A 19,800-nucleotide genomic window follows, 5' to 3' on the forward strand; every position below is an offset into this window, starting at 1 on the left:
ACGGACGGTGTATCGGAAGTAGTAGTGAAACCCGCCGCCCCGTTTTCAGACGACCTTTTCATCTGTCTGCAAGCCTTTCCCGCTATAATTCCCGCTTTCGCTATTTTCAGACGGCCTCTCTTCTATGAAATCCTACCCCGATTCCTATCTCCATTTCGAAAACCTCGACGCCCCCGAAACGCAAAACTTTGCCGCTGAGGCGCATGCCGAAACGCGCGCTCGTTTTTTGGAAAACGATAAGGCGCGTGCGCTGTCGGACGGGATTTTGGCGCAGATGCAGGACACGCGGCAGATTCCGTTTTGTCAGGAACACCGCGCGCGGATGTACCATTTCCATCAGGATGCGGAGTATCCGAAGGGCGTGTACCGCGTGTGTACGGCGGCGACCTACCGTTCGGGCTATCCCGAGTGGAAAATCCTGTTTTCGGTGGCGGATTTCGACGGGCTGCTCGGCGACGATGTGTATCTGGGCGGGGTGTCGCACTTGGTGGAGCAGCCCAACCGCGCGCTGTTGACCTTGAGCAAATCGGGCGGCGATACGGCTTATACGTTGGAAGTGGATTTGGAAGCGGGCGGGCTGGTCGAGGGCGGCTTTCATTTTCCGGCGGGGAAAAACCATGTGTCGTGGCGCGATGAAAACAGCGTGTGGGTGTGTCCGGCCTGGGACGAGCGCCAGTTGACCGAATCGGGCTATCCGCGCGAAGTGTGGCTGGTGGAGCGCGGCAAGAGTTTCGAGGAAAGCCTGCCGGTGTACCAAATCGGCGAAGACGGGATGATGGTGAACGCGTGGCGTTACCTTGATCCGCAGGGTTCGCCGATTGATTTGATTGAAGCGTCGGACGGTTTTTACACCAAGACGTATTTGCAGGTGTCGTCGGAAGGCGAGGCGAAACCGTTGAATCTGCCCGCCGATTGCGACGTGGTCGGCTATCTGGCGGGGCATCTTTTGCTGACGCTGCGCAAGGACTGGAACCGCGCGAACCAAAGCTATCCGAGCGGCGCGCTGGTGGCAGTGAAGCTGAATCGGGGCGAACTCGGGGCGGCGCAGCTTTTGTTTGCGCCCTATGAAACGCAGGCATTGGAAAGCGTGGAAACGACCAAGCGTTTTGTGGTGGCGAGCCTGCTGGAAAACGTACAGGGCCGTCTGAAAGCATGGCGGTTTGCCGACGGCAAATGGCAGGAAGCCGAGTTGCCGCGCCTGCCTTCGGGCGCGCTGGAAATGACCGACCAGCCTTGGGGCGGCGACGTGGTTTACCTTGCCGCCAGCGATTTCACTACGCCGCTGACGCTGTTTGCGCTGGATTTGAACGTGATGGAACTGACCGTCATGCGCCGCCAGCCGCAGCAGTTTGTTTCAGACGGCATCGAAGTGCGGCAGTTTTGGGCGGTTTCGTCCGACGGAGAACGCATCCCTTATTTTCATGTCGGCAAAAACGTCGCGCCCGACACGCCGACGCTGGTCTATGCTTACGGCGGTTTCGGCGTGCCCGAGCTGCCGCATTATCTGGGCAGCATCGGCAAATACTGGCTGGAAGAGGGCAACGCCTTCGTGTTGGCGAACATACGCGGCGGCGGCGAGTTCGGCCCGCGCTGGCATCAGGCGGCGCAGGGAATCAGCAAACACAAAAGTGTCGACGATTTGCTTGCCGTCGTGCGTGATTTGTCCGAACGCGGCATGAGTTCGCCCGAACACATCGGTTTGCAGGGCGGCAGCAACGGCGGCCTGATTACCGCCGCCGCCTTCGTGCGCGAACCGCAAAGCATAGGCGCGCTGGTGTGCGAAGTGCCGCTGACCGACATGATCCGCTATCCGCTGCTCTCCGCCGGCGCAAGCTGGACGGACGAATACGGCAACCCGCAAAAATACGAAGTCTGCAAACGCTGGCTGGGCGAATTGTCGCCGTATCACAATCTTTCAGACGACGTGCCATACCCGCCCGCACTCATCACCACCAGCCTCAGCGACGACCGCGTCCATCCCGCCCACGCGCTCAAGTTCTACGCCAAACTGCGCGAAACCTCCGCGCAATCTTGGCTTTACGCTCCGGACGGCGGCGGCCATACCGGCAACGGCACGCAACGCGAATCTGCCGACGAACTCGCCTGCGTGTTGCTGTTTTTGAAAGAATTTTTGGGGTAAGGGCAGGTAGCGACACTGCTGCCGCGAATGAAAAAAGGTCGTCTGAAACTGCTTTTTCAGACGACCTTTTTTAATGGTTGTTTCAAATCAAAATATCTATGCCGCCGGCCCCATCAGCACTTCTTCGCATCCGAAGGCAAAAATCCGTAATGCCGCCTGAATGCTTCGTTGAACCGTCCCGCGTGTCGGTAGCCGCAAAAGTGCATGGCGGCTTGGACGGTGCTGCCCGATTCGATGAGGGCGAGCGCGTGTTCCAGCCGCAGGCGGCGCAGGCGTCCGGCGACGGTTTCGCCGGTTTGCGCTTTGAAATAGCGTTTCAGGTAGCATTCGTTCAGCCCGACTCGGCGAGCGATTTCGGCGATGGTCAGCGGGCGGGCGAATTCGCTGTTCAAAATATCGGCGGCTTCATCTATGCGCCGGCGGCGGTAGCCGTTGTCGTGGCGGCGGAAGGTGAAGCGCAATAATCGGGCGGAGAGTTCCAGCGCGGCGGCTTCGTCGGCGAGCAGGCCGAAGCCGTCCGATTCGAACGGGCGTTGCAGCAGGGGGCAGGCCGCCGCCGTCAGTGCCGCCGCGTTTTGCGCCAGCCGTTGCAGGGCGAATCGGCCTATCGTTTGAGGCGAAAACAGGCGTTCGTCCAGCAAGCCTTCGTCGTGCCAGCGGCGCAGTTTTTCCAGCGAAAAATCCAAATGCAGCGCGCGCATGCCGCCGTTGTCGGGCAGCAGGGTTTCGGACACGTCCGCCAGTTCGCCGCGCACCAGCCAGATTTCGCCGCCAGACGGGCGGTATTCCCTGCCGCCCATTTGTAACCGGTTCTGCCCCGACACCATGACGAACAGGGCGCAGTTGTGGCTGAAATTGTGGATTTCGGTGGGAAACGCGCCCGTTCCGCCGCCGCGCATCCGCGACAGGGTAATGCCCGAGTCGAAGCGGTTGATGCACATTTCCAGATGTAAACCGGGCTGTTTTGCCTGCGCCATGAGCGCGCTGTCGGAACAGCCGTCCAACGCCCAGCCGGATTTATCGGAGCGGACATAGGTTTGGTACTGGCGGTAGATGGCGGCGGTGTTCATGGTTAGATGGGAACGGGTTGTCTGATAAGGGGATTAAATAGGAATTATTGCCAATAATCAAGCGTAGGGATTGGTTGAAACGGGAAAGGTCGTCTGAAAGGGTGTTTCAGACGACCTTTCCCGTTTCGGGAATTTGTTTTGCCGTTTCGGGAATTTTGCGTTTTGCAGCATGGTTTCTGCGGGTTAGTTATTTAATAATAAATATTCTTATTCGCACAACAAAGGAACCGCACATCGTGAAGCCACGTTTTTATTGGGCAGCCTGCGCCATCCTGCTGGCCGCCTGTTCGCCCGAACCTGCCGCCGAAAAAACTGTACCCGCCGCATCCCAAGCCGCATCTGCCGCCACGCTGACCGTGCCGACCGCACGGGGCGATGCCGTTGTGCCGAAGAATCCCGAACGCGTCGCCGTGTACGACTGGGCGGCATTGGATACGCTGACCGAATTGGGCGTGGACGTGGGCGCAACCACCGCACCGGTGCGCGTGGACTATTTGCAGCCTGCATTTGACAAGGCGGCAACGGTGGGGACGCTGTTTGAGCCCGATTACGAAGCCCTGCACCGCTACAATCCGCAGCTTGTCATTACCGGCGGGCCGGGCGCGGAAGCGTATGAACAGTTGGCGAAAAACGCGACCACCATAGATCTGACGGTGGACAACGGCAATATCCGCACCAGCGGCGAGCAGCAGATGGAGACCCTGGCGCGGATTTTCGGCAAGGAAGCGCGCGCGGCGGAATTGAAGGCGCAGATTGACGCGCTGTTCGCCCAAACGCGCGAAGCCGCCAAAGGCAAAGGGCGCGGACTGGTGCTGTCGGTTACGGGCAACAAGGTGTCCGCCTTCGGCACGCAGTCGCGGTTGGCCAGCTGGATACATGGCGACATCGGCCTGCCGTCCGTGGATGAATCTTTACGCAGCGAGGGGCACGGGCAGCCCGTTTCCTTCGAATACATCAAAGAGAAAAACCCCGACTGGATTTTCATCATCGACCGTACCGCCGCCATCGGACAGGAAGGGCCGGCGGCTGTCGAAGTGTTGGATAACGCGCTGGTACGCGGCACGAACGCTTGGAAGCGCAAACAAATCATCGTCATGCCTGCCGCGAACTACATTGTCGCGGGCGGCGCGCGGCAGTTGATACAGGCGGCAGAACAGTTGAAGGCGGCGTTTGAAAAGGCCGAACCCGTTTCGGCGGGGAAAGAATAGGGGTCGTCTGAAAACGGAGCTGCAAAAGAAGTGAAAAGCAGCCTGCACGTTGAAAATGCTGCCAAAGCAAACCTTCGGTTTGCCGCCCTCTCCCTAGCCCTCTCCCACGGGGAGAGGGGATGGGGTTGCAGGCTGCTTTTAAGGTTCAGGCAAATTTTAACTCTTGTTGAAGCTGTACTTTAGCTTCGCAGAAACTCGACTTCCTTCGGAAACCTTGTTTTCAGACGACCTTTTGGAACACCATAGGCACACGCATTGAGCGGCTGAGTCAAAGATTCAGACCAATGGCAGTCCGCACCCGAGTTTATGCGGCAAACAGCGAGGCTACGGTAGCCCGTCCCCTCTCCCCGTGGGAGAGGGTTAGGGAGAGGGCAGTAAGCCGCAGGCTTACATCAAAGCCGATAACGCTTTCACAAAGCCTGTGCACTGAAAACGGAAAGGTCGTCTGAAAACGGAGCTTCTGAAGGAAGCGGAGTTTCTGCGAAGCTAAAACCGAAGCTGCAAAAGAAGTGAAAAGCAGCCTGCACGTTGAAAATGTCACCCAAGCAAACCTACGGTTTGCCGCCCTCTCCCTAGCCCTCTCCCACGGGGAGAGGGGATGGGGTTGCCGGCTGCTTTTAGGGTTCAGGCAAATTTTAACTCTTGTTGAAGCTGCACTTTAGCTTCGCAGAAACTCGACTTCCTTCGGAAACCTCGTTTTCAGACGACCTTTTGGAACACCATAGGCACACGCATCGACCGTCTGAATCAAAGATTCAGACCGATAGCAGTCCGCACTCGAGTTTATGCGGCAAACAGCAAGGCTGCGGCAACCCGTCCCCTCTCCCAATGGGAGAGGGTTAGGGAGAGGGCAGTAAGCCGCAGGCTTGCATCAAAGCCGATAACGCTTTCACAAAGCCTATGCACTGAAAACAGAAAGGTCGTCTGAAAACGAGGTTTCCGAAGAAAGCGGAGTTTCTGCGAAGCTAAAACCGAAGCTGCAAAAGAAGCAAAAAGCGATCTGCACGTTGAAAATGCCGTCCAAGCAAACCTGCGGTTTGCCGCCCTCTCCCTGACCCTCTCCCACGGGGCGAGGGGATTGGGTTTAGGGTTCAGGCAAATTTTAACTCTTGTTGAAGCTGTACTTTAGCTTCGCAGAAACTCGACTTCCTTCGGAAACCTTGTTTTCAGACGACCTTTTGGAACACCATAGGCACACGCATTGAGCGGCTGAGTCAAAGATTCAGACCAATGGCAGTCCGCACCCGAGTTTATGCGGCAAACAGCGAGGCTACGGTAGCCCGTCCCCTCTCCCCGTGGGAGAGGGTTAGGGAGAGGGCAGTAAGCCGCAAGCCGCAAGCTTCCATCAAAGCCGATAACACTTCCGTTACAACTCCGCCCACTGAAAGAAGCCTGCAACGAAACCAAAACGACAAACCACATCGTAAACCACCCAACCCATAGGAGAACCCCATGCAAAACGAAACCATCAACCTGAAACAGCACCTTGCCGCCATCAAAGAATATTGGCAGCCCGAAATCATCAACCGCCACGGGTTCCAATTCCGCCTGGTCAAACTTTTGGGCGATTACGGTTGGCACACGCACGGATACAGCGACAAAGTGCTGTTTGCCGTGGAGGGCGATATGGCGGTGGACTTCGCCGACGGCGGCAGCATGACGATACGCGAAGGCGAGATGGCGGTTGTGCCAAAGTCGGTGTCGCACCGCCCGCGTTCGGAAAACGGCTGCTCAGTGGTGCTGATTGAGCTGCCCGACCCGTCCGAGGCCGCCTGAAAACGAAGTTTCCGAAGGAAGCTGAGTTTCTGCGAAGCTAAAACGAAGTTTCCGAAGGAAGCTGAGTTTCTGCGAAGCTAAAACGAAGTTTCCGAAGGAAGTCGAGTTTCTGCGAAGCTAAAAGCAGCCTGCACCTTCAATATGCCGAAAGCACAACCCCACCGCACACCAACACACAAAGGAAATCCCATGACACGCTTCAAATACTCCCTGCTGTTTGCCGCTCTGCTGCCCGTGTACGCGCAGGCCGATGTTTCTGTTTCAGACGACCCCAAACCGCAGGAAAGCACCGAATTGCCGACCATCACCGTTACCGCCGACCGCACCGCGAGTTCCAACGACGGCTACACCGTTTCCGGCACGCACACCCCGCTCGGGCTGCCCATGACCCTGCGCGAAATCCCGCAGAGCGTCAGCGTCATCACATCGCAACAAATGCGCGACCAAAACATCAAAACGCTCGACCGCGCCCTGTTGCAGGCGACCGGCACCAGCCGCCAGATTTACGGCTCCGACCGCGCGGGCTACAACTACCTGTTCGCGCGCGGCAGCCGCATCGCCAACTACCAAATCAACGGCATCCCCGTTGCCGATGCGCTGGCCGATACGGGCAATGCCAACACCGCCGCCTATGAGCGCGTGGAAGTCGTGCGCGGCGCGGCGGGGCTGCTGGACGGCACGGGCGAGCCTTCCGCCACCGTCAATCTGGTACGCAAACGCCCGACCCGCAATCCCTTGTTTGAAGTCCGCGCCGAAGCGGGAAACCGCAAACATTTCGGGCTGGGCGCGGACGTATCGGGCAGCCTGAACGCCGAAGGCACGCTGCGCGGCCGCCTGGTTTCCACCTTCGGACGCGGCGACTCGTGGCGGCAGCGCGAACGCAGCCACGATGCCGAACTCTACGGCATTTTGGAATACGACATCGCACCGCAAACCCGCGTCCACGCAGGCATGGACTACCAGCAGGCGAAAGAAACCGCCGACGCGCCGCTCAGCTACGCCGTGTACGACAGCCAAGGTTATGCCACCGCCTTCGGCCCGAAAGACAACCCCGCCACAAATTGGGCGAACAGCCGCCACCGTGCGCTCAACCTGTTCGCCGGCATCGAACACCGCTTCAACCAAGACTGGAAACTCAAAGCCGAATACGACTACACCCGCAGCCGCTTCCGCCAGCCCTACGGCGTAGCAGGCGTGCTTTCCATCGACCACAACACCGCCGCCACCGACCTGATTCCCGGTTATTGGCACGCCGACCCGCGCACCCATAGCGCCAGCGTATCATTGACCGGCAAATACCGCCTGTTCGGCCGCGAACACGATTTAATCGCGGGTATCAACGGCTACAAATACGCCAGCAACAAATACGGCGAACGCAGCATCATCCCCAACGCCATCCCCAACGCCTACGAATTTTCCCGCATGGGCGTCTATCCGCAGCCATCATCGTTTGCCCAAACCATCCCGCAATACGGCACCAGGCGGCAAATCGGCGGCTATCTCGCCACCCGCTTCCGCGCCGCCGACAACCTTTCGCTGATTTTGGGCGGACGATACACCCGTTACCGCACGGGCGGAAGCTACGACAGCCACACCGGAGGTACGCCCACCATCCGTGCCAACCGTTTCACCCCCTACACAGGCATCGTGTTCGACCTGACCGACAACCTGTCGCTTTACGGCTCGTACAGCAGCCTGTTCGTCCCACAATCGCAAAAAGACGAACACGGCAGCTACCTGAAACCCGTAACCGGCAACAATCTGGAAGCCGGCATCAAAGGCGAATGGCTTGAAGGCCGTCTGAACGCATCCGCCGCCGTGTACCGCGCCCGTAAAAACAACCTCGCCACCGCAGCAGGCCGCGACCCGAGCGGCAACACCTACTACCGCGCCGCCAACCAAGCCAAAACCCACGGCTGGGAAATCGAAGTCGGCGGCCGCATCACACCCGAATGGCAGATACAGGCAGGCTACAGCCAAAGCAAAACCCGCGACCAAGACGGCAGCCGCCTGAACCCCGACAGCGTGCCCGAACGCAGCTTCAAACTCTTCACCGCCTACCACTTCGCCCCCGAAGCCCCCAGCGGCTGGACCATCGGTGCGGGTGTACGCTGGCAGAGCGAAACCCACACCGACCCTGCCACGCTCCGCATCCCCAACCCCGCTGCCAAAGCCCGCGCCGCCGCCAACAGCCGCCAAAAAGCCTACGCCGTCGCCGACATCATGGCGCGTTACCGCTTCAATCCGCGCGCCGAACTGTCGCTGAACGTGGACAACCTGTTCAACAAACACTACCGCACCCAGCCCGACCGCCACAGTTACGGCGCACTGCGGACAGTGAACGCAGCGTTTACCTATCGGTTTAAATAAGGTCGTCTGAAACGGGGTTTCCGGAGGAAACGGAGTTTCTGCGAAGCTAAAGTGCAACTTTTGAAAGTACAGCTTCAACAAGAGTTAAAAATTGCCTGAACCTTAAAAGCAGCCTGCAACCCAATCCCCTCTCCCCGTGGGAGAGGGACAGGGAGAGGGCGGCAAACCGCAGGTTTGCTTGGACAGCATTTTCAACGTGCAGGCTGCTTTTCACTTCGTTGAAACTTCGTTTTAACTTCGCAGAAACTTGACTTCCTTCGGAAACCTCGTTTTCAGACGACCTTTTGGAACACTGCAGGCACACGCATTGAGCGGTTGAATCAAAGATTCAGACTGATGGCAGTCCGCACTCGAGCTTAGAGCGTGTTCATAGTCTTCGTAGCAGGACTCCCAAGAAAGCCAAAGCTACCATTTGCAGACTGGTACTCAACTTACGCTCGCAGTTTTTCCAAAGCCGCCTGTTCTTTTCCAACCAGGAAAAGCTGCGCTCTACTACCCATCGCTTCGGCAATACTGCAAAACGGTGCAATTCGTTTCGTTTGGCAATCTCTACCTCCGCACCAATCAACTCCTGTACCGACGAAGCAAATGCCTTACCCGTGTAACCACCGTCAGCAAGGATTTTTTGTATCGCACCAAGATTATCCCGCCCACGTTCCAATGCCACCAGGCAGCCTTTTCTATCCGTAACATCCGCCGTCGTTACCGCAAGGGCATGCGGCAAACCTTGCGTGTCAACCGCTATATGTCGCTTGATACCGCTAACCTTCTTGCCCGCATCGTAGCCTTTTTCCATGGCGGTATCCGTGTTCTTCACACTCTGCGCATCAATAATCAGGAAAGTATAGTCAATTAAAATCAAAATAGGACAGTAACGCATCGTCAAATCGGGCGTAATCAGACAATACGGTTCGCAGATACCGCTTAATATTCGCCCACACCTTCTCAATCGGGTTGAGCTCAGGTGAATAAGGTGCAAGAGGCAATACCTTATGTCCCAATTTTTCCGCCATTTCCCGTAAAACACCCATACGGTGAAATCGTGCATTATCTAAAATAATCACCGATTTTTGAGTCAATGCGGGCAGTAGGCATTGCTGAAACCACGCTTCAAAAAAGACCCCGGTCATCGTATTTTGATAAACCATCGGAGCGATCAGCCGGTTGCCGACTTGTGCGGACACCAAAGATAAGCGTCGGTATCTTTTTCCACTTATCTGCGCTTTCACTATTTGCCCTTTCGGGCTGCGGGCATAGGGACGGAAAACAGGTAGCGGTCAAATCCTGTTTCATCCAAATAAACACGTTGGTAGCCGGAAAATTCGGCCAGCTGTGTCAAATAATGCGTTACTTTGGCCGGATCTTGTTCTTTGTAAGTGGTGGTCTTTTTTTGCGCGTCATCCCCATCTGTTTGAGTGCATAGCAAACGGCGGCTGGCGTACAATCAAAATGTTTGGCGATTTCATGCAGATAGGCATCCTGGTGCTGCTCAACATATTGAGCCAGTTTTTGCCTATCCAATTTTACGGCATTTAGACCGGTAACTTGATGTTTTAGGCTGCCTGTTTGTTTTTTAAGGCGAATCCACAGGTAAAGCGTGTTTCTTGACAAATTAAACGTTGCTGCGGTTTGGCTGATATTTTTGCATTGTTCGTAATAGTTTAAAGCTTTGTTTCTTAAGTCCGCAGAGTATGCCATGGTTAGACCTTCAAAGTTGAGTATTGTACTATTTTATTTTTAATTGACTATAGTTGCTTCATGGCGCCCCTGCTTGCGGTGCTCCGCAACTACCTGATTTTTTTAATGCTTCCTCAAGGATGCTGATGCCACTCTCGCGTGGTTCGGTCCATCTCTGGAAGTAGGAATGCACGGTGCGCCATTTGGGGAAGTCGCCCGGCAAAGCGCGCCAGGAGCAGCCAGTGCGTTGCAGGTAGAGAATGGCACAAAAGACATCGTACAAGTCCACCTGGCGTGGCGCTGTGCGTTTACGGGCACTTTCCAGCAGGGGAAGGAGAGGCGCAAATTGCTCGCGACTGATATCGCTTGGGTAGGTTTTTCTGTTCATGCCGATAGTTTACAGCAGAGGCTGAGACAATGAACACGTTCTTATGCGGCAAACAGCGAGGCTGCGGCAACCCGTCCCTTCTCCCCGTGGGAGAGGGTTAGGGAGAGGGTAGTAAGCCGCAGGCTTGCATTCGGAACGAAACGAAAACCGCCATACGGAGTCTAATCAAACCGGTTACGAAAACAAATAACGCGGCTATATTCCACTTTCAGACGACCCAAACCGACCGAAACAGATAGTGGATTAAAATAAAAATGAGACAAGGCAACAACGCCCGCTGTGTACAGAGAGTACAGTACATAAGGGTGTTGACAACGCCGTATCATTGCAATTTTGATCTGCCATAAATTTTGTCTGCAACCAAAGGAAAACCATCATGAAAAACATCAAAACCCAACTTTTCGCCGTTCTCCTCGGCCTCTCCGCCGCTGCCGCGCCTGCCGCCGAAATCGCCCAAAGCACGTGTAAAGTCTTTGAAGGCGTCAACTACACCGTCATCCGTGAAACCCTGCCCAAAGGCAAGGAAATCCCCCGCCACAACCACCCCGGCCACACCCTGCTGGTTACCCAAACCAAAGGCAGCTCGGTATTTTTGTTTGACAGCGGAAAAAGGCAGGAATTGCGGCAGGGCAGCGTCCTGAAGGCGGATGGTAGCGAATACGTTGCCATCAAAATAACCGACGACAGCGAATTGGTGATTGTGCTGGTGAAGGACGGGAAGAAGGCGGGTGCGGAATAGAATGTCCTTCAGATCGTCTGAAAACGCAGTTGGAGACGACCTTCCGCCACCATCGGCAATCGACCTATAATCTATTTCCTGTCCGCCCCCGACGAATCCGCCGCCATTGAAGAAAGAAAGTCCCATGACCGCGCTGCAAACCATCGCCGAACACCTCACCCGACACCGACAAACCGTTACCTGCGCCGAATCCTGCACGGGCGGCCTGCTTGCGGGCGCATTCACCAGCATCGCGGGCAGCTCGCAATGGTTTCATCAAAGTTTCGTGACTTACAGCAACCAAGCCAAAGAAGAACGCCTCGGCGTCATGCCCGACACGCTGCTGAAACACGGCGCGGTCAGCCGTGAAACCGTGTACGAAATGGCACGAGGTGCCAAAGCCGTCGCACAAGCCGACTACGCCCTGAGTATTTCCGGCATCGCAGGCCCCGGCGGAGGCAGCGCGGCAAAACCCGTCGGCACGGTGTGGTTCGGGTTGTCCACGCCGACCGAATCGCTGGAGCAAATGAAAATCTTCAGCGGCGACCGAGAGGCCGTCAGAAATCAGGCCGTCGCCTTCGCCCTTGAATTTTTGGCGGAACATTTGGTTTGACGGTTCCCAGCGCAAGAACGGCAAACCGCGTTCATGCAAAAGGTCGTCTGAAAAATTTTTCAGACGACCTTTTGCATGTCTTGCTCAGAGCGGTTTTTAATCCGCGCCTTTGAGCATTTTATTCAAAACGGGAACAAGCAATAACAATACCACACCGGTTATCACGCCTATGCCGCAAAGCATCCAGTAGAAATCCAGCGGTGCTTTATCGTTGAATCCTTCTTTAAACAGCACGCCGCCCAAAGTGAAGCCCAATGAGAGCCCTAAGAAATTGAGCGCGACCATTTGGGTTTTGAACATGGGTGGGGCGATTTTGGTGGAAACGGAAAGCGAAATCGGAGAGATCATGAGTTCGCCTATGGTGATGGCAAGCAGGATCAGCGCGAAAACGATGATCGGCATGGGCGTGCCGGATGAGATATACGGTACAAACCCAAGATAGGATACGCCGACGACAATCATCGCCAATGTAAATTTCAATGGGGTTTTCGGCTGGTGTTTGCCCATTTTCGTCCAAATCGCCGCCATCACGCCGGAAAAGAGAACGACCCACATGCTTTGGATGGAATCTTTCCAGGCAACGGGGACAGTCCAGCCGCCTATGGTTCGGTCAACCGTTTCGTCAAAGTACACCGTTGCCACAGTATAAACTTGGAACCAGACAGCCCAAAACAGGCAGATGGTCAGAAACAGCGGAATATAGGCGGTGATGTAGCGTTTGTTTTCAGACGACACATGGCTGCTGCCGAGCAGTCGCGCGAAATAGGCGATGACGGTGAGGATGACCGTGCCGAGCAGGAATTTGGAGAAGTTGTCCAAATTGAGCGTGTCTGACGCAATCAGGCTGCCGACAATTAAGACAATCAACACACCTATTGCCGCAGCGGTTTTCACTTTTTCAGGACGCAAAGGATTGGGCGCAGGCGTGTGCGGCAGCAGTTTGCGCCCGACGGAGTAACGCCACAGCCCCAAAGCCATACCGACTGCCGCCGCGCCGAAACCATAGTGGAAACCCATCTCGGTTTGCAGCAAGCCGGTCAGGAGCGGGCCTAAGAAGCCGCCGATGTTGATGGAGATATAGAAAATCGAAAAACCCGCATCGCGCAGGGGCTTCATATCGTCCGCCTCATAAAGCGAGCCGACCATCGAGCTTGCCGACGATTTCACGCCGCCGCTGCCCAATGCGATAAGTACCAAGCCGCACAGCAGACCGTAGAGACCCGGTGCGATTGCCAAAACGATGTGTCCGAGCATGACCACGATGCCGGAAATAAACAGCGTTTTTTCCGCGCCCCAAATCCGGTCGGCAAGCCATGCGCCGAGTATGGTGGACAAATAAACACTGCCGCCGTACGCGCCGACGATGCCGCCGGCGAGCGACTTGTCTATGCCCAAACCACCTTTGTCGGCAGTGTAATACAGATAAATCAATAAGATACCCTGCATACCGTAAAACGAGAAACGTTCCCACAATTCGATGTGGAACAGAGTAGAAAGCTGGATGGGATGCCCGAAGAAGGTTTTTCCCTTGCGGGCGGAGTAGTTGTCAGACATAAAAGTTCTCCAAAGGCGTTGAAACCGCCTTTTATTTTCAGTTGCGGCACATTTTGCACCGTCCATTTTTCAGCCATATATGGCATAACCTTTTTTAACGTAATATTAAAAAACTGTCAAACTGATAGATTGCCCGGATAAAGCAAAAGGTCGTCTGAAAAACAGATTTCTATTTTTCAGACGACCTTTTTCAATAATCGGGACATACAGGCCGGACGGTAAGCCGGGTTCTGTCTCGGACAGTCATTCCTCTAGGCACACCATTACTGATGCACTCCAGCAACCTACCCGAACGCTCGGCGAGCAGCGTCAATGCGTTCTGTTTGGTCTTGCTCCGGATGGGGTTTAGCCTGCTGCGCCTTGTTACCAAGTGCACGGTGCGCTCTTACCGCACCTTTTCACCCTTACCCGTGCCGCCCGAAGGTGGCCGTCGGCGGTATTGCTTTCTGTTCCACTTTCCGTCGCGTTTCCGCGCCCGGCCGTTAGCCGGCATCCTGCTCTGCGGAGCCCGGACTTTCCTCCCCGTATGCCTTACGCGATACGCGGCGACTGTCTGTCCGACCTGTATGAAGTGCGGATTATAACACAATAAAAACATACCGTTTGAGTATAAAAAACGACCATTTATCGCGCTTTTTGCATATTTTACACTAAAAAAATGCAAATAAAATAAACCGTTTAACTAAAAATGATACCTTTCGTCGCAAAAATCAGATGACATAAAAATGAAAAACGCATAGAATGATTTTCACATAACTACTTTAAATTGAGAACATTACGATGAAAACGCCTTACCCTCATATCTTATCTTGTATTGCCGTTTCAATATTAACAGCCTGTGGAGGAGGTGGCGGAGGCGGTACACCGTCTGTCGCTCCAACCCCGACTTACCCGATTGTCCAGCCGGGCAATATTCCGAATCCATCCGGACAAACGGAAAGAACGGCAACCCCTCCTGCCGGTAATCAAGCTGATGCAAATAATGCTTTAGAAGCATCTGAAGAAAATATCCATAAAGAAGTCGAAGATTCCGTAAATTCAACACAAACGTCGTCTGAAAACCAGAATCAAGACGTAAAAGCGGATAGCAACGACAAAGCCGAAGCGGAACGAAAAGCTGCGGAAGAAGCCGCCAAAGCTAAAGCCGAAGCCGAACGTAAAGCTGCTGAGGAAGCTGCAAAAGTTAAAGCTGAAGAAGAACGCAAGGCCGCTGAAGAGGCTGCCAAAGCTAAAGCAGAAGCCGAGCGCAAAGCTGCGGAAGAAGCTGCTAAAGCCAAAGCTGAAGCCGAACGTAAAGCGGCAGAAGAGGCTGAAAAAGCTGCAAAAGCCAAAGCTGAAGCTGAACGCAAAGCGGCTGAGGAAGCTGCAAAAGCCAAAGCTGAAGCCGAGCGCAAAGCTGCCGAAGAAGCTGCCAAAGCTAAAGCTGAAGCTGAACGTAAAGCTGCCGAAGAGGCTGCTAAAGCCAAGGCAGAGGCTGAACGTAAAGCCGCTGAAGAAGCTGCTAAAGCCAAAGCTGAAGCGGAACGTAAAGCTGCGGAAGAAGCTGCTAAAGCTAAAGCAGAAGCCGAGCGCAAAGCTGCAGAAGAAGCAGCCAAAGCTAAAGCAGAAGCCGAACGCAAGGCCGCTGAAGAGGCTGCCAAAGCTAAAGCAGAAGCCGAGCGCAAAGCTGCTGAAGAAGCTGCAAAAGTTAAAGCTGAAGAAGAACGCAAGGCCGCTGAAGAAGCCGCTAAAGCTAAAGCTGAAGAAGAACGCAAAGCTGCCGAAGAAGCTGCCAAAGCTAAAGCCAAGGCTGAAGCGGAACGAAAAGCTGCGGAAGAAGCTGCAAAAGCCAAAGCTGAAGCCGAGCGCAAAGCTGCCGAAGAAGCTGCCAAAGCTAAAGCAGAAGCCGAACGTAAAGCTGCTGAGGAAGCTGCAAAAGTTAAAGCTGAAGAAGAACGCAAGGCCGCTGAAGAGGCTGCCAAAGCTAAAGCCGAAGCTGAACGTAAAGCTGCTGAAGAAGCTGCAAAAGTTAAAGCTGAAGAAGAACGCAAGGCCGCTGAAGAAGCCGCTAAAGCTAAAGCTGAAGAAGAACGCAAAGCTGCCGAAGAAGCTGCCAAAGCTAAAGCCAAGGCTGAAGCGGAACGAAAAGCTGCGGAAGAAGCTGCAAAAGCCAAAGCTGAAGCCGAGCGCAAAGCTGCCGAAGAAGCTGCCAAAGCTAAAGCAGAAGCCGAACGTAAAGCTGCTGAGGAAGCTGCAAAAGTTAAAGCTGAAGAAGAACGCAAGGCCGCTGAAGAGGCTGCCAAAGCTAAAGCTGAAGCTGAACGTAAAGCTACTGAAGAAGCTGCAAAAGTTAAAGCTGAAGAAGAACGCAAGGCCGCTGAAGAAGCCGCTAAAGCTAAAGCTGAAGAAGAACGCAAAGCCGCTGAAGAAGTTACCCCAAAAGCGGAGGTTGCTCCGGCTATGCAATCAATCGGCGGTTTTTACACCATGTTGTCGGTTGACGGTGCCGATAACAAAGTGATTAACAGAGTGGGTAATCCTGATGTCCTCGAAGTCAACGGACAAAAAATCAACCTGCTGCCACAAACATTTGACGCGGCAAACGGTATGCTGTCCTTATCGGATAACAAAATTATCCGCGCCATCGGTACGCATCTGCAATACGGCCATTACGGTTTTTACGGAAGCAAAAAGGACAACGGCGAGCTCAATTCATCCCTGGTGTTCTACCAAGGCCTGATGACGCCTGTCGAAGCCATGCCGCAAACCGGTTCGGCTATCTACCAAGGCAATGCGTTCTACAATGACGCATCCAACATCAACACTGTCGGCTCATCCTTGTTCAATGTTGATTTTGGTGAAAAATCGCTGACCGGCGGTGTTTATTCGGCAGAAGGACGTTTTAACCCCGTAATGCTCCAGGCCAATATCGCCGGTAACCGTTTTGTTTATGTGGACGGGACAACTAAAAACAGTATGTCGGGCATTTTCCTGGGTCCGCAGGCGGAAGAAATGGCCGGCCGCTTCGACCATCCGAGCGAAGGCAAGAGCGGTACGTTCGGCGCCGCCATGCTGAAAGACTGATTTTTACCGTATCATCAGCTCAAAAGGTCGTCTGAAAACTTGGAAATCAGGTTTTCAGACGACCTTTTTCCGTTCCTGACCAAGAAGCAGCCCATAAAATGCTACAATACCGCTTTGATTTTTTGCCCGCATCATCATGAAAAAAGCCCCCAAATCCTTTGAAGAAGCCCTCGCCCGCCTCGAAACCCTGACCCAGTCCATGCAAAGCAGCGAAATGCCGCTGGAAGATGCTCTGGCAGCCTATCAGGAAGGCAACGAGCTGGTCAGATACTGCCAAACCAAGCTGGCGGAAGTCGAACAAAAACTGCAAGTATTGGACGCGGGCGAACTGAAGGAGCTGAACCTTGAACCCGGCGAATGAATTGAAAGCATGGCAGCAAAAAGCCCAAGCGCAGACAGAATTGCTGCTGGAGCGTTTCCTGCCGTCTGAAAACCAAGTGCCGCACACGCTGCACGAAGCCATGCGTTACGTTACCCTCGGCGGCGGCAAACGGCTGCGCCCGCTCTTGGTGCTCGCCGCGTCCGAATTGGACGATGCCGACCAAAACGCCGTCGAACAAGCCATGGCGGCGATTGAAATGGTGCACGTCTATTCCTTGGTTCATGACGATATGCCCGCAATGGACAACGACAGCCTGCGGCGCGGCAAACCGACCTGCCATGTGAAATACGACGAAGCCACCGCCCTCTTGGTCGGCGACGCGCTGCAAACCCAAGCCTTCGACGTATTGAGCCGTCCGACCGGACTGCCCGCCGAACGCCAAATCGCCATGTTGTCCACGCTCGCCAAAGCATCCGGCAGCCTCGGCATGGCGGGCGGACAAGCCATCGACTTTGCCAACGTAGGCAAAGCCATGAATCAGGCGCAGTTGGAGCAGATGCACAGCCTCAAAACCGGTGCCCTTATCCGCGCCGCTGTTGTACTGGGCGCGCTTGCCTGCCCCGTTTTGGATTCAGACGACGTCCGCACCTTAGACAACTACGCTGCCAAACTTGGCTTGGCGTTCCAAGTCATCGACGACGTGTTGGACTGCGAAGCCGACACCGCCACCCTGGGCAAAACCGCCGGCAAAGACAGCGACAACGACAAACCGACCTACGTCAAACTGATGGGCCTGCAAGCCGCCCGCGCCTACGCCGAAACCCTGACTGCCGAAGCCGCCGCCCTGCTCGAACCCTTCGGCGCAAAAGCACTGTATTTGCGGCTGCTGGCAGAATTTGTTACTGCGCGGAAAAATTAGAGTCAGGCAGACCGAAAAACGGCCTTTATGAACGATTTCGAACGCATTTACAACGACTGGCACGAGTTTGCCAAAAACCGCGACACCGCCCGACTGATCAGCCTGTATGACGACAACGCCGTTTTCGAAAGCCCGCTCGTTCCCCTTATCATGCAGCGGCAAAGCGGCATTTTGCGCGGCAAAGCCGACATCCTGGCTTTTTTAGAAGAAGGAACGCGCCGCCGACCGAATGAATTGGTACGCTGGTATCGCAACGGCACGCATTTCACGACGGGGGACACGCTGGTTTGGGAATACCCGCGCGAAACGCCCGACGGCGATCAAGTAGATATTTTGGAACTCATGCAGATTGCCGGTGGAAAAATTGTCCATCACCGCATTTACTGGGGCTGGTTCGGCACGCAGATGCTGATTCGTTCGGCACTGAACCGTGTGGCGGAATAACCCGCGAAAAGAAGAAGAGGTCGTCTGAAAGCTGAACTGGCCCCCAAATCTTGGACACTCATAAAAGCCTTTTCAGGCGCTCTGTGTAAGCTGGGTTCTGTATGCGACAGGACTCAGCTTTTTCAATTTCAAACTGCAACGCTCCCGGTTGTAGTAATCCATATAGTCATCTATCTGCTTCATCAATTCGTCCACCGTCAATTCACCTGCGTTATAGAAACACTCCGTCTTCAACACCGCAAAGAAGCTTTCCATCGGCGCATTGTCCCAGCAGTTCGCCTTTCGCGACATGCTTTGAACCATGGAATGCTCCGCAAGCAATTCCCTATACCCCGCCGTACGGTACAGCACGTGAAGCCGCTCGCGAAAAACCGACGCAATTTTTGAGATAATCTGCTCGGTTTTTTATTGCAATATTTGCAACTAATTTTCACTTTTTAAAAAAGCGACGTCACCGTCGCTTTTTATTTTACCAATTACATATGGCCAGCTCGCCGCTGGTTTTACCGGTTTTGTCTCTGCCGACCGTATAGGCAAGCTCAAGCGGGGTGATGCGGAAGTCTTTGAACAACTCCCTTATATCAGAATGGTCATTGATGGACAGCATGAATTTGCCCTTGCTCTCCGCCATTGCTTTGGCCAGCAGCTCATACTGCGTCCAATCGAATGCGTGGGCGTAACCTGCGGTTTGCCAGTACGGCGGGTCTGCGTAGAAGAAGGTATGCTCTCGGTCATACCGTTTGAAGCATCGATCCCACGTCTCGTTTTCGACGAACACACCTCTCAGCCGGACTTGGGCTGCTGTCAGTTTTGCTCTAATTTGCGACGCATCCCACGCTTTTGACGTGGTAGCCGTGCCAAAATGTTGATGGACGGTCTTGCCACCGAAGGCATTGTGCTGCAAATAAAAGAACCGGGCAGCTCGTTGAATATCGGTCATGCAATCAGGCGGGGTGCTTTGCAGACGGGCAAAGACCTCTCGACTTGTCAGTGACCACTCAAACTGGCGGACGAACTCGTCAAAGTGGTGTTGTACCACGCGGTACAGGTTGATGAGCTGTCCGTTGATGTCGTTGAGTACCTCCACTTTAGCAGGCGTTGGGCGCATGAAGAACAACGCCGCGCCACCTGAAAACAGCTCAACATAACAAGAATGCTCGGGGAACATGGGCAACAGGTGTTTTGCCAATCGGCGTTTACCACCCATCCAAGGGATAATCGGTAGAGTCTGTTGTGTTTTTTGCATCATATATATACTCCTAATTTGCGGCATTCGGGACGCTCGGAGTCAGATAAAATGAGATGCTCAACGGCACTCTGCTGATTTTTTAGTTACTGAATGAATTGATGTTTTTACAGCGTGCACATTTGATTTGCACGTATCCGCTGCCTTTGGCAAGCAGTTTGCCGCAGTATTTGCAGCGCATTTCGCGGAAAATTTGCATTTGCACTCACTCCCATATCACGGATAGAATGCCTCCGTCTCTAGAGACTAAGGCGGCCTAGAAGTCAATGCAGGGTTGCTCTGCTTGGCTGGC

Annotated in this window: 15 protein-coding genes, 1 other RNA gene and 3 pseudogenes; 10 read left to right on the top strand and 9 right to left on the bottom strand. The window is 54.5% G+C overall.

Translation table 11 applies throughout. The features are described 5' to 3' along the window. The first annotated feature begins 124 nt into the window (after window positions 1-124). A complete protein-coding gene (locus tag MON37_RS11845) occupies window positions 125-2,140 on the top strand; it encodes a prolyl oligopeptidase family serine peptidase (RefSeq protein ID WP_039407030.1) in 2,016 nt (671 codons plus the stop codon). 113 nt (window positions 2,141-2,253) lie between these two features. On the opposite strand, the gene MON37_RS11850 is transcribed toward MON37_RS11845, so the two are convergent. Continuing rightward, complete coding sequence (locus MON37_RS11850; protein ID WP_039407027.1) at window positions 2,254-3,210, bottom strand: helix-turn-helix transcriptional regulator; 957 nt, start codon at window positions 3,208-3,210, stop codon at window positions 2,254-2,256. A 236-nt stretch (window positions 3,211-3,446) separates the two neighbouring features. Here MON37_RS11850 and MON37_RS11855 point away from each other — a divergent pair, with 236 nt between their 5' ends. The 3 genes from MON37_RS11855 to tdfF all read left to right on the top strand — a co-directional run bounded on the left by MON37_RS11855 (window position 3,447) and on the right by tdfF (window position 8,564). Further along, entirely contained in the window at window positions 3,447-4,418 is a 972-nt protein-coding gene (locus tag MON37_RS11855; protein WP_039407024.1) for a siderophore ABC transporter substrate-binding protein, read from the top strand. A 1,452-nt stretch (window positions 4,419-5,870) separates the two neighbouring features. Further along, window positions 5,871-6,194 (top strand): cupin domain-containing protein, encoded by a 324-nt coding sequence (locus tag MON37_RS11860; protein ID WP_039407021.1) that lies wholly within the window; start codon window positions 5,871-5,873, stop codon window positions 6,192-6,194. A 189-nt stretch (window positions 6,195-6,383) separates the two neighbouring features. Continuing rightward, window positions 6,384-8,564 carry a TonB-dependent iron piracy receptor TdfF gene (tdfF, locus tag MON37_RS11865; protein ID WP_039407018.1) on the top strand — a complete coding sequence of 727 codons (2,181 nt, stop codon included), beginning with the start codon at window positions 6,384-6,386 and terminating at the stop codon, window positions 8,562-8,564. Between the two features lie 367 nt (window positions 8,565-8,931). Here tdfF and MON37_RS11870 read toward each other — a convergent pair. The 3 pseudogenes from MON37_RS11870 to MON37_RS11880 form a co-directional block, all read right to left on the bottom strand. Then, a pseudogene (locus MON37_RS11870) lies at window positions 8,932-9,408 on the bottom strand (IS5 family transposase); the annotation flags it as partial. A 22-nt stretch (window positions 9,409-9,430) separates the two neighbouring features. Next, a pseudogene (locus tag MON37_RS11875) lies at window positions 9,431-10,262 on the bottom strand (IS630 family transposase); the annotation flags it as partial. A 67-nt stretch (window positions 10,263-10,329) separates the two neighbouring features. Then, a pseudogene (locus tag MON37_RS11880) lies at window positions 10,330-10,629 on the bottom strand (transposase); the annotation flags it as partial. A 376-nt stretch (window positions 10,630-11,005) separates the two neighbouring features. On the opposite strand from MON37_RS11880, the gene MON37_RS11885 reads away from it, so the two are divergent. Both MON37_RS11885 and MON37_RS11890 read left to right on the top strand, forming a co-directional pair. Further along, window positions 11,006-11,368 (top strand): cupin domain-containing protein, encoded by a 363-nt coding sequence (locus MON37_RS11885; RefSeq protein WP_039410827.1) that lies wholly within the window; start codon window positions 11,006-11,008, stop codon window positions 11,366-11,368. 124 nt (window positions 11,369-11,492) lie between these two features. After that, on the top strand, window positions 11,493-11,960 hold the full coding sequence (locus tag MON37_RS11890; protein WP_039410825.1) for a CinA family protein: 468 nt from the start codon (window positions 11,493-11,495) through the stop codon (window positions 11,958-11,960). Between the two features lie 96 nt (window positions 11,961-12,056). Here the strand turns inward: MON37_RS11890 and MON37_RS11895 are convergent, their stop codons facing one another. Continuing rightward, window positions 12,057-13,514: an oligopeptide:H+ symporter gene (locus tag MON37_RS11895; RefSeq protein WP_039410823.1), complete on the bottom strand. Its 1,458-nt coding sequence runs from the start codon at window positions 13,512-13,514 to the stop codon at window positions 12,057-12,059. 203 nt (window positions 13,515-13,717) lie between these two features. Continuing rightward, an RNA gene (rnpB, locus tag MON37_RS11900) (RNase P RNA component class A) lies at window positions 13,718-14,079 on the bottom strand. A gap of 215 nt (window positions 14,080-14,294) precedes the next feature. On the opposite strand from rnpB, the gene MON37_RS11905 reads away from it, so the two are divergent. The 4 genes from MON37_RS11905 (at window position 14,295) to MON37_RS11920 (ending at window position 18,262) form a co-directional block, all read left to right on the top strand. Next, entirely contained in the window at window positions 14,295-16,577 is a 2,283-nt protein-coding gene (locus tag MON37_RS11905) for a transferrin-binding protein-like solute binding protein (RefSeq protein ID WP_242883691.1), read from the top strand. Between the two features lie 133 nt (window positions 16,578-16,710). Further along, entirely contained in the window at window positions 16,711-16,938 is a 228-nt protein-coding gene (locus MON37_RS11910) for an exodeoxyribonuclease VII small subunit (protein WP_029609485.1), read from the top strand. Beyond that, entirely contained in the window at window positions 16,922-17,818 is an 897-nt protein-coding gene (locus MON37_RS11915) for a polyprenyl synthetase family protein (protein WP_039405051.1), read from the top strand. Before MON37_RS11910 ends, MON37_RS11915 begins: the two co-directional genes overlap by 17 nt. Before the next feature lie 27 nt (window positions 17,819-17,845). Further along, a complete protein-coding gene (locus tag MON37_RS11920; RefSeq protein ID WP_039405054.1) occupies window positions 17,846-18,262 on the top strand; it encodes a nuclear transport factor 2 family protein in 417 nt (138 codons plus the stop codon). A 72-nt stretch (window positions 18,263-18,334) separates the two neighbouring features. On the opposite strand, the gene MON37_RS11925 is transcribed toward MON37_RS11920, so the two are convergent. The 3 genes from MON37_RS11925 to MON37_RS12555 all read right to left on the bottom strand — a co-directional run bounded on the left by MON37_RS11925 (window position 18,335) and on the right by MON37_RS12555 (window position 19,707). Next, entirely contained in the window at window positions 18,335-18,613 is a 279-nt protein-coding gene (locus MON37_RS11925) for an IS3 family transposase (protein ID WP_156122104.1), read from the bottom strand. Between the two features lie 118 nt (window positions 18,614-18,731). Next, complete coding sequence (locus tag MON37_RS11930; RefSeq protein WP_082013576.1) at window positions 18,732-19,511, bottom strand: DNA adenine methylase; 780 nt, start codon at window positions 19,509-19,511, stop codon at window positions 18,732-18,734. A gap of 79 nt (window positions 19,512-19,590) precedes the next feature. Beyond that, window positions 19,591-19,707, bottom strand: a complete 117-nt coding sequence (locus MON37_RS12555; protein ID WP_019272498.1) for a zinc finger domain-containing protein — start codon at window positions 19,705-19,707, stop codon at window positions 19,591-19,593. Window positions 19,708-19,800 lie beyond the last annotated feature (93 nt).

The organism is Morococcus cerebrosus, from assembly GCF_022749515.1.
Taxonomy (GTDB): Bacteria; Pseudomonadota; Gammaproteobacteria; order Burkholderiales; family Neisseriaceae; genus Neisseria; species Neisseria cerebrosa.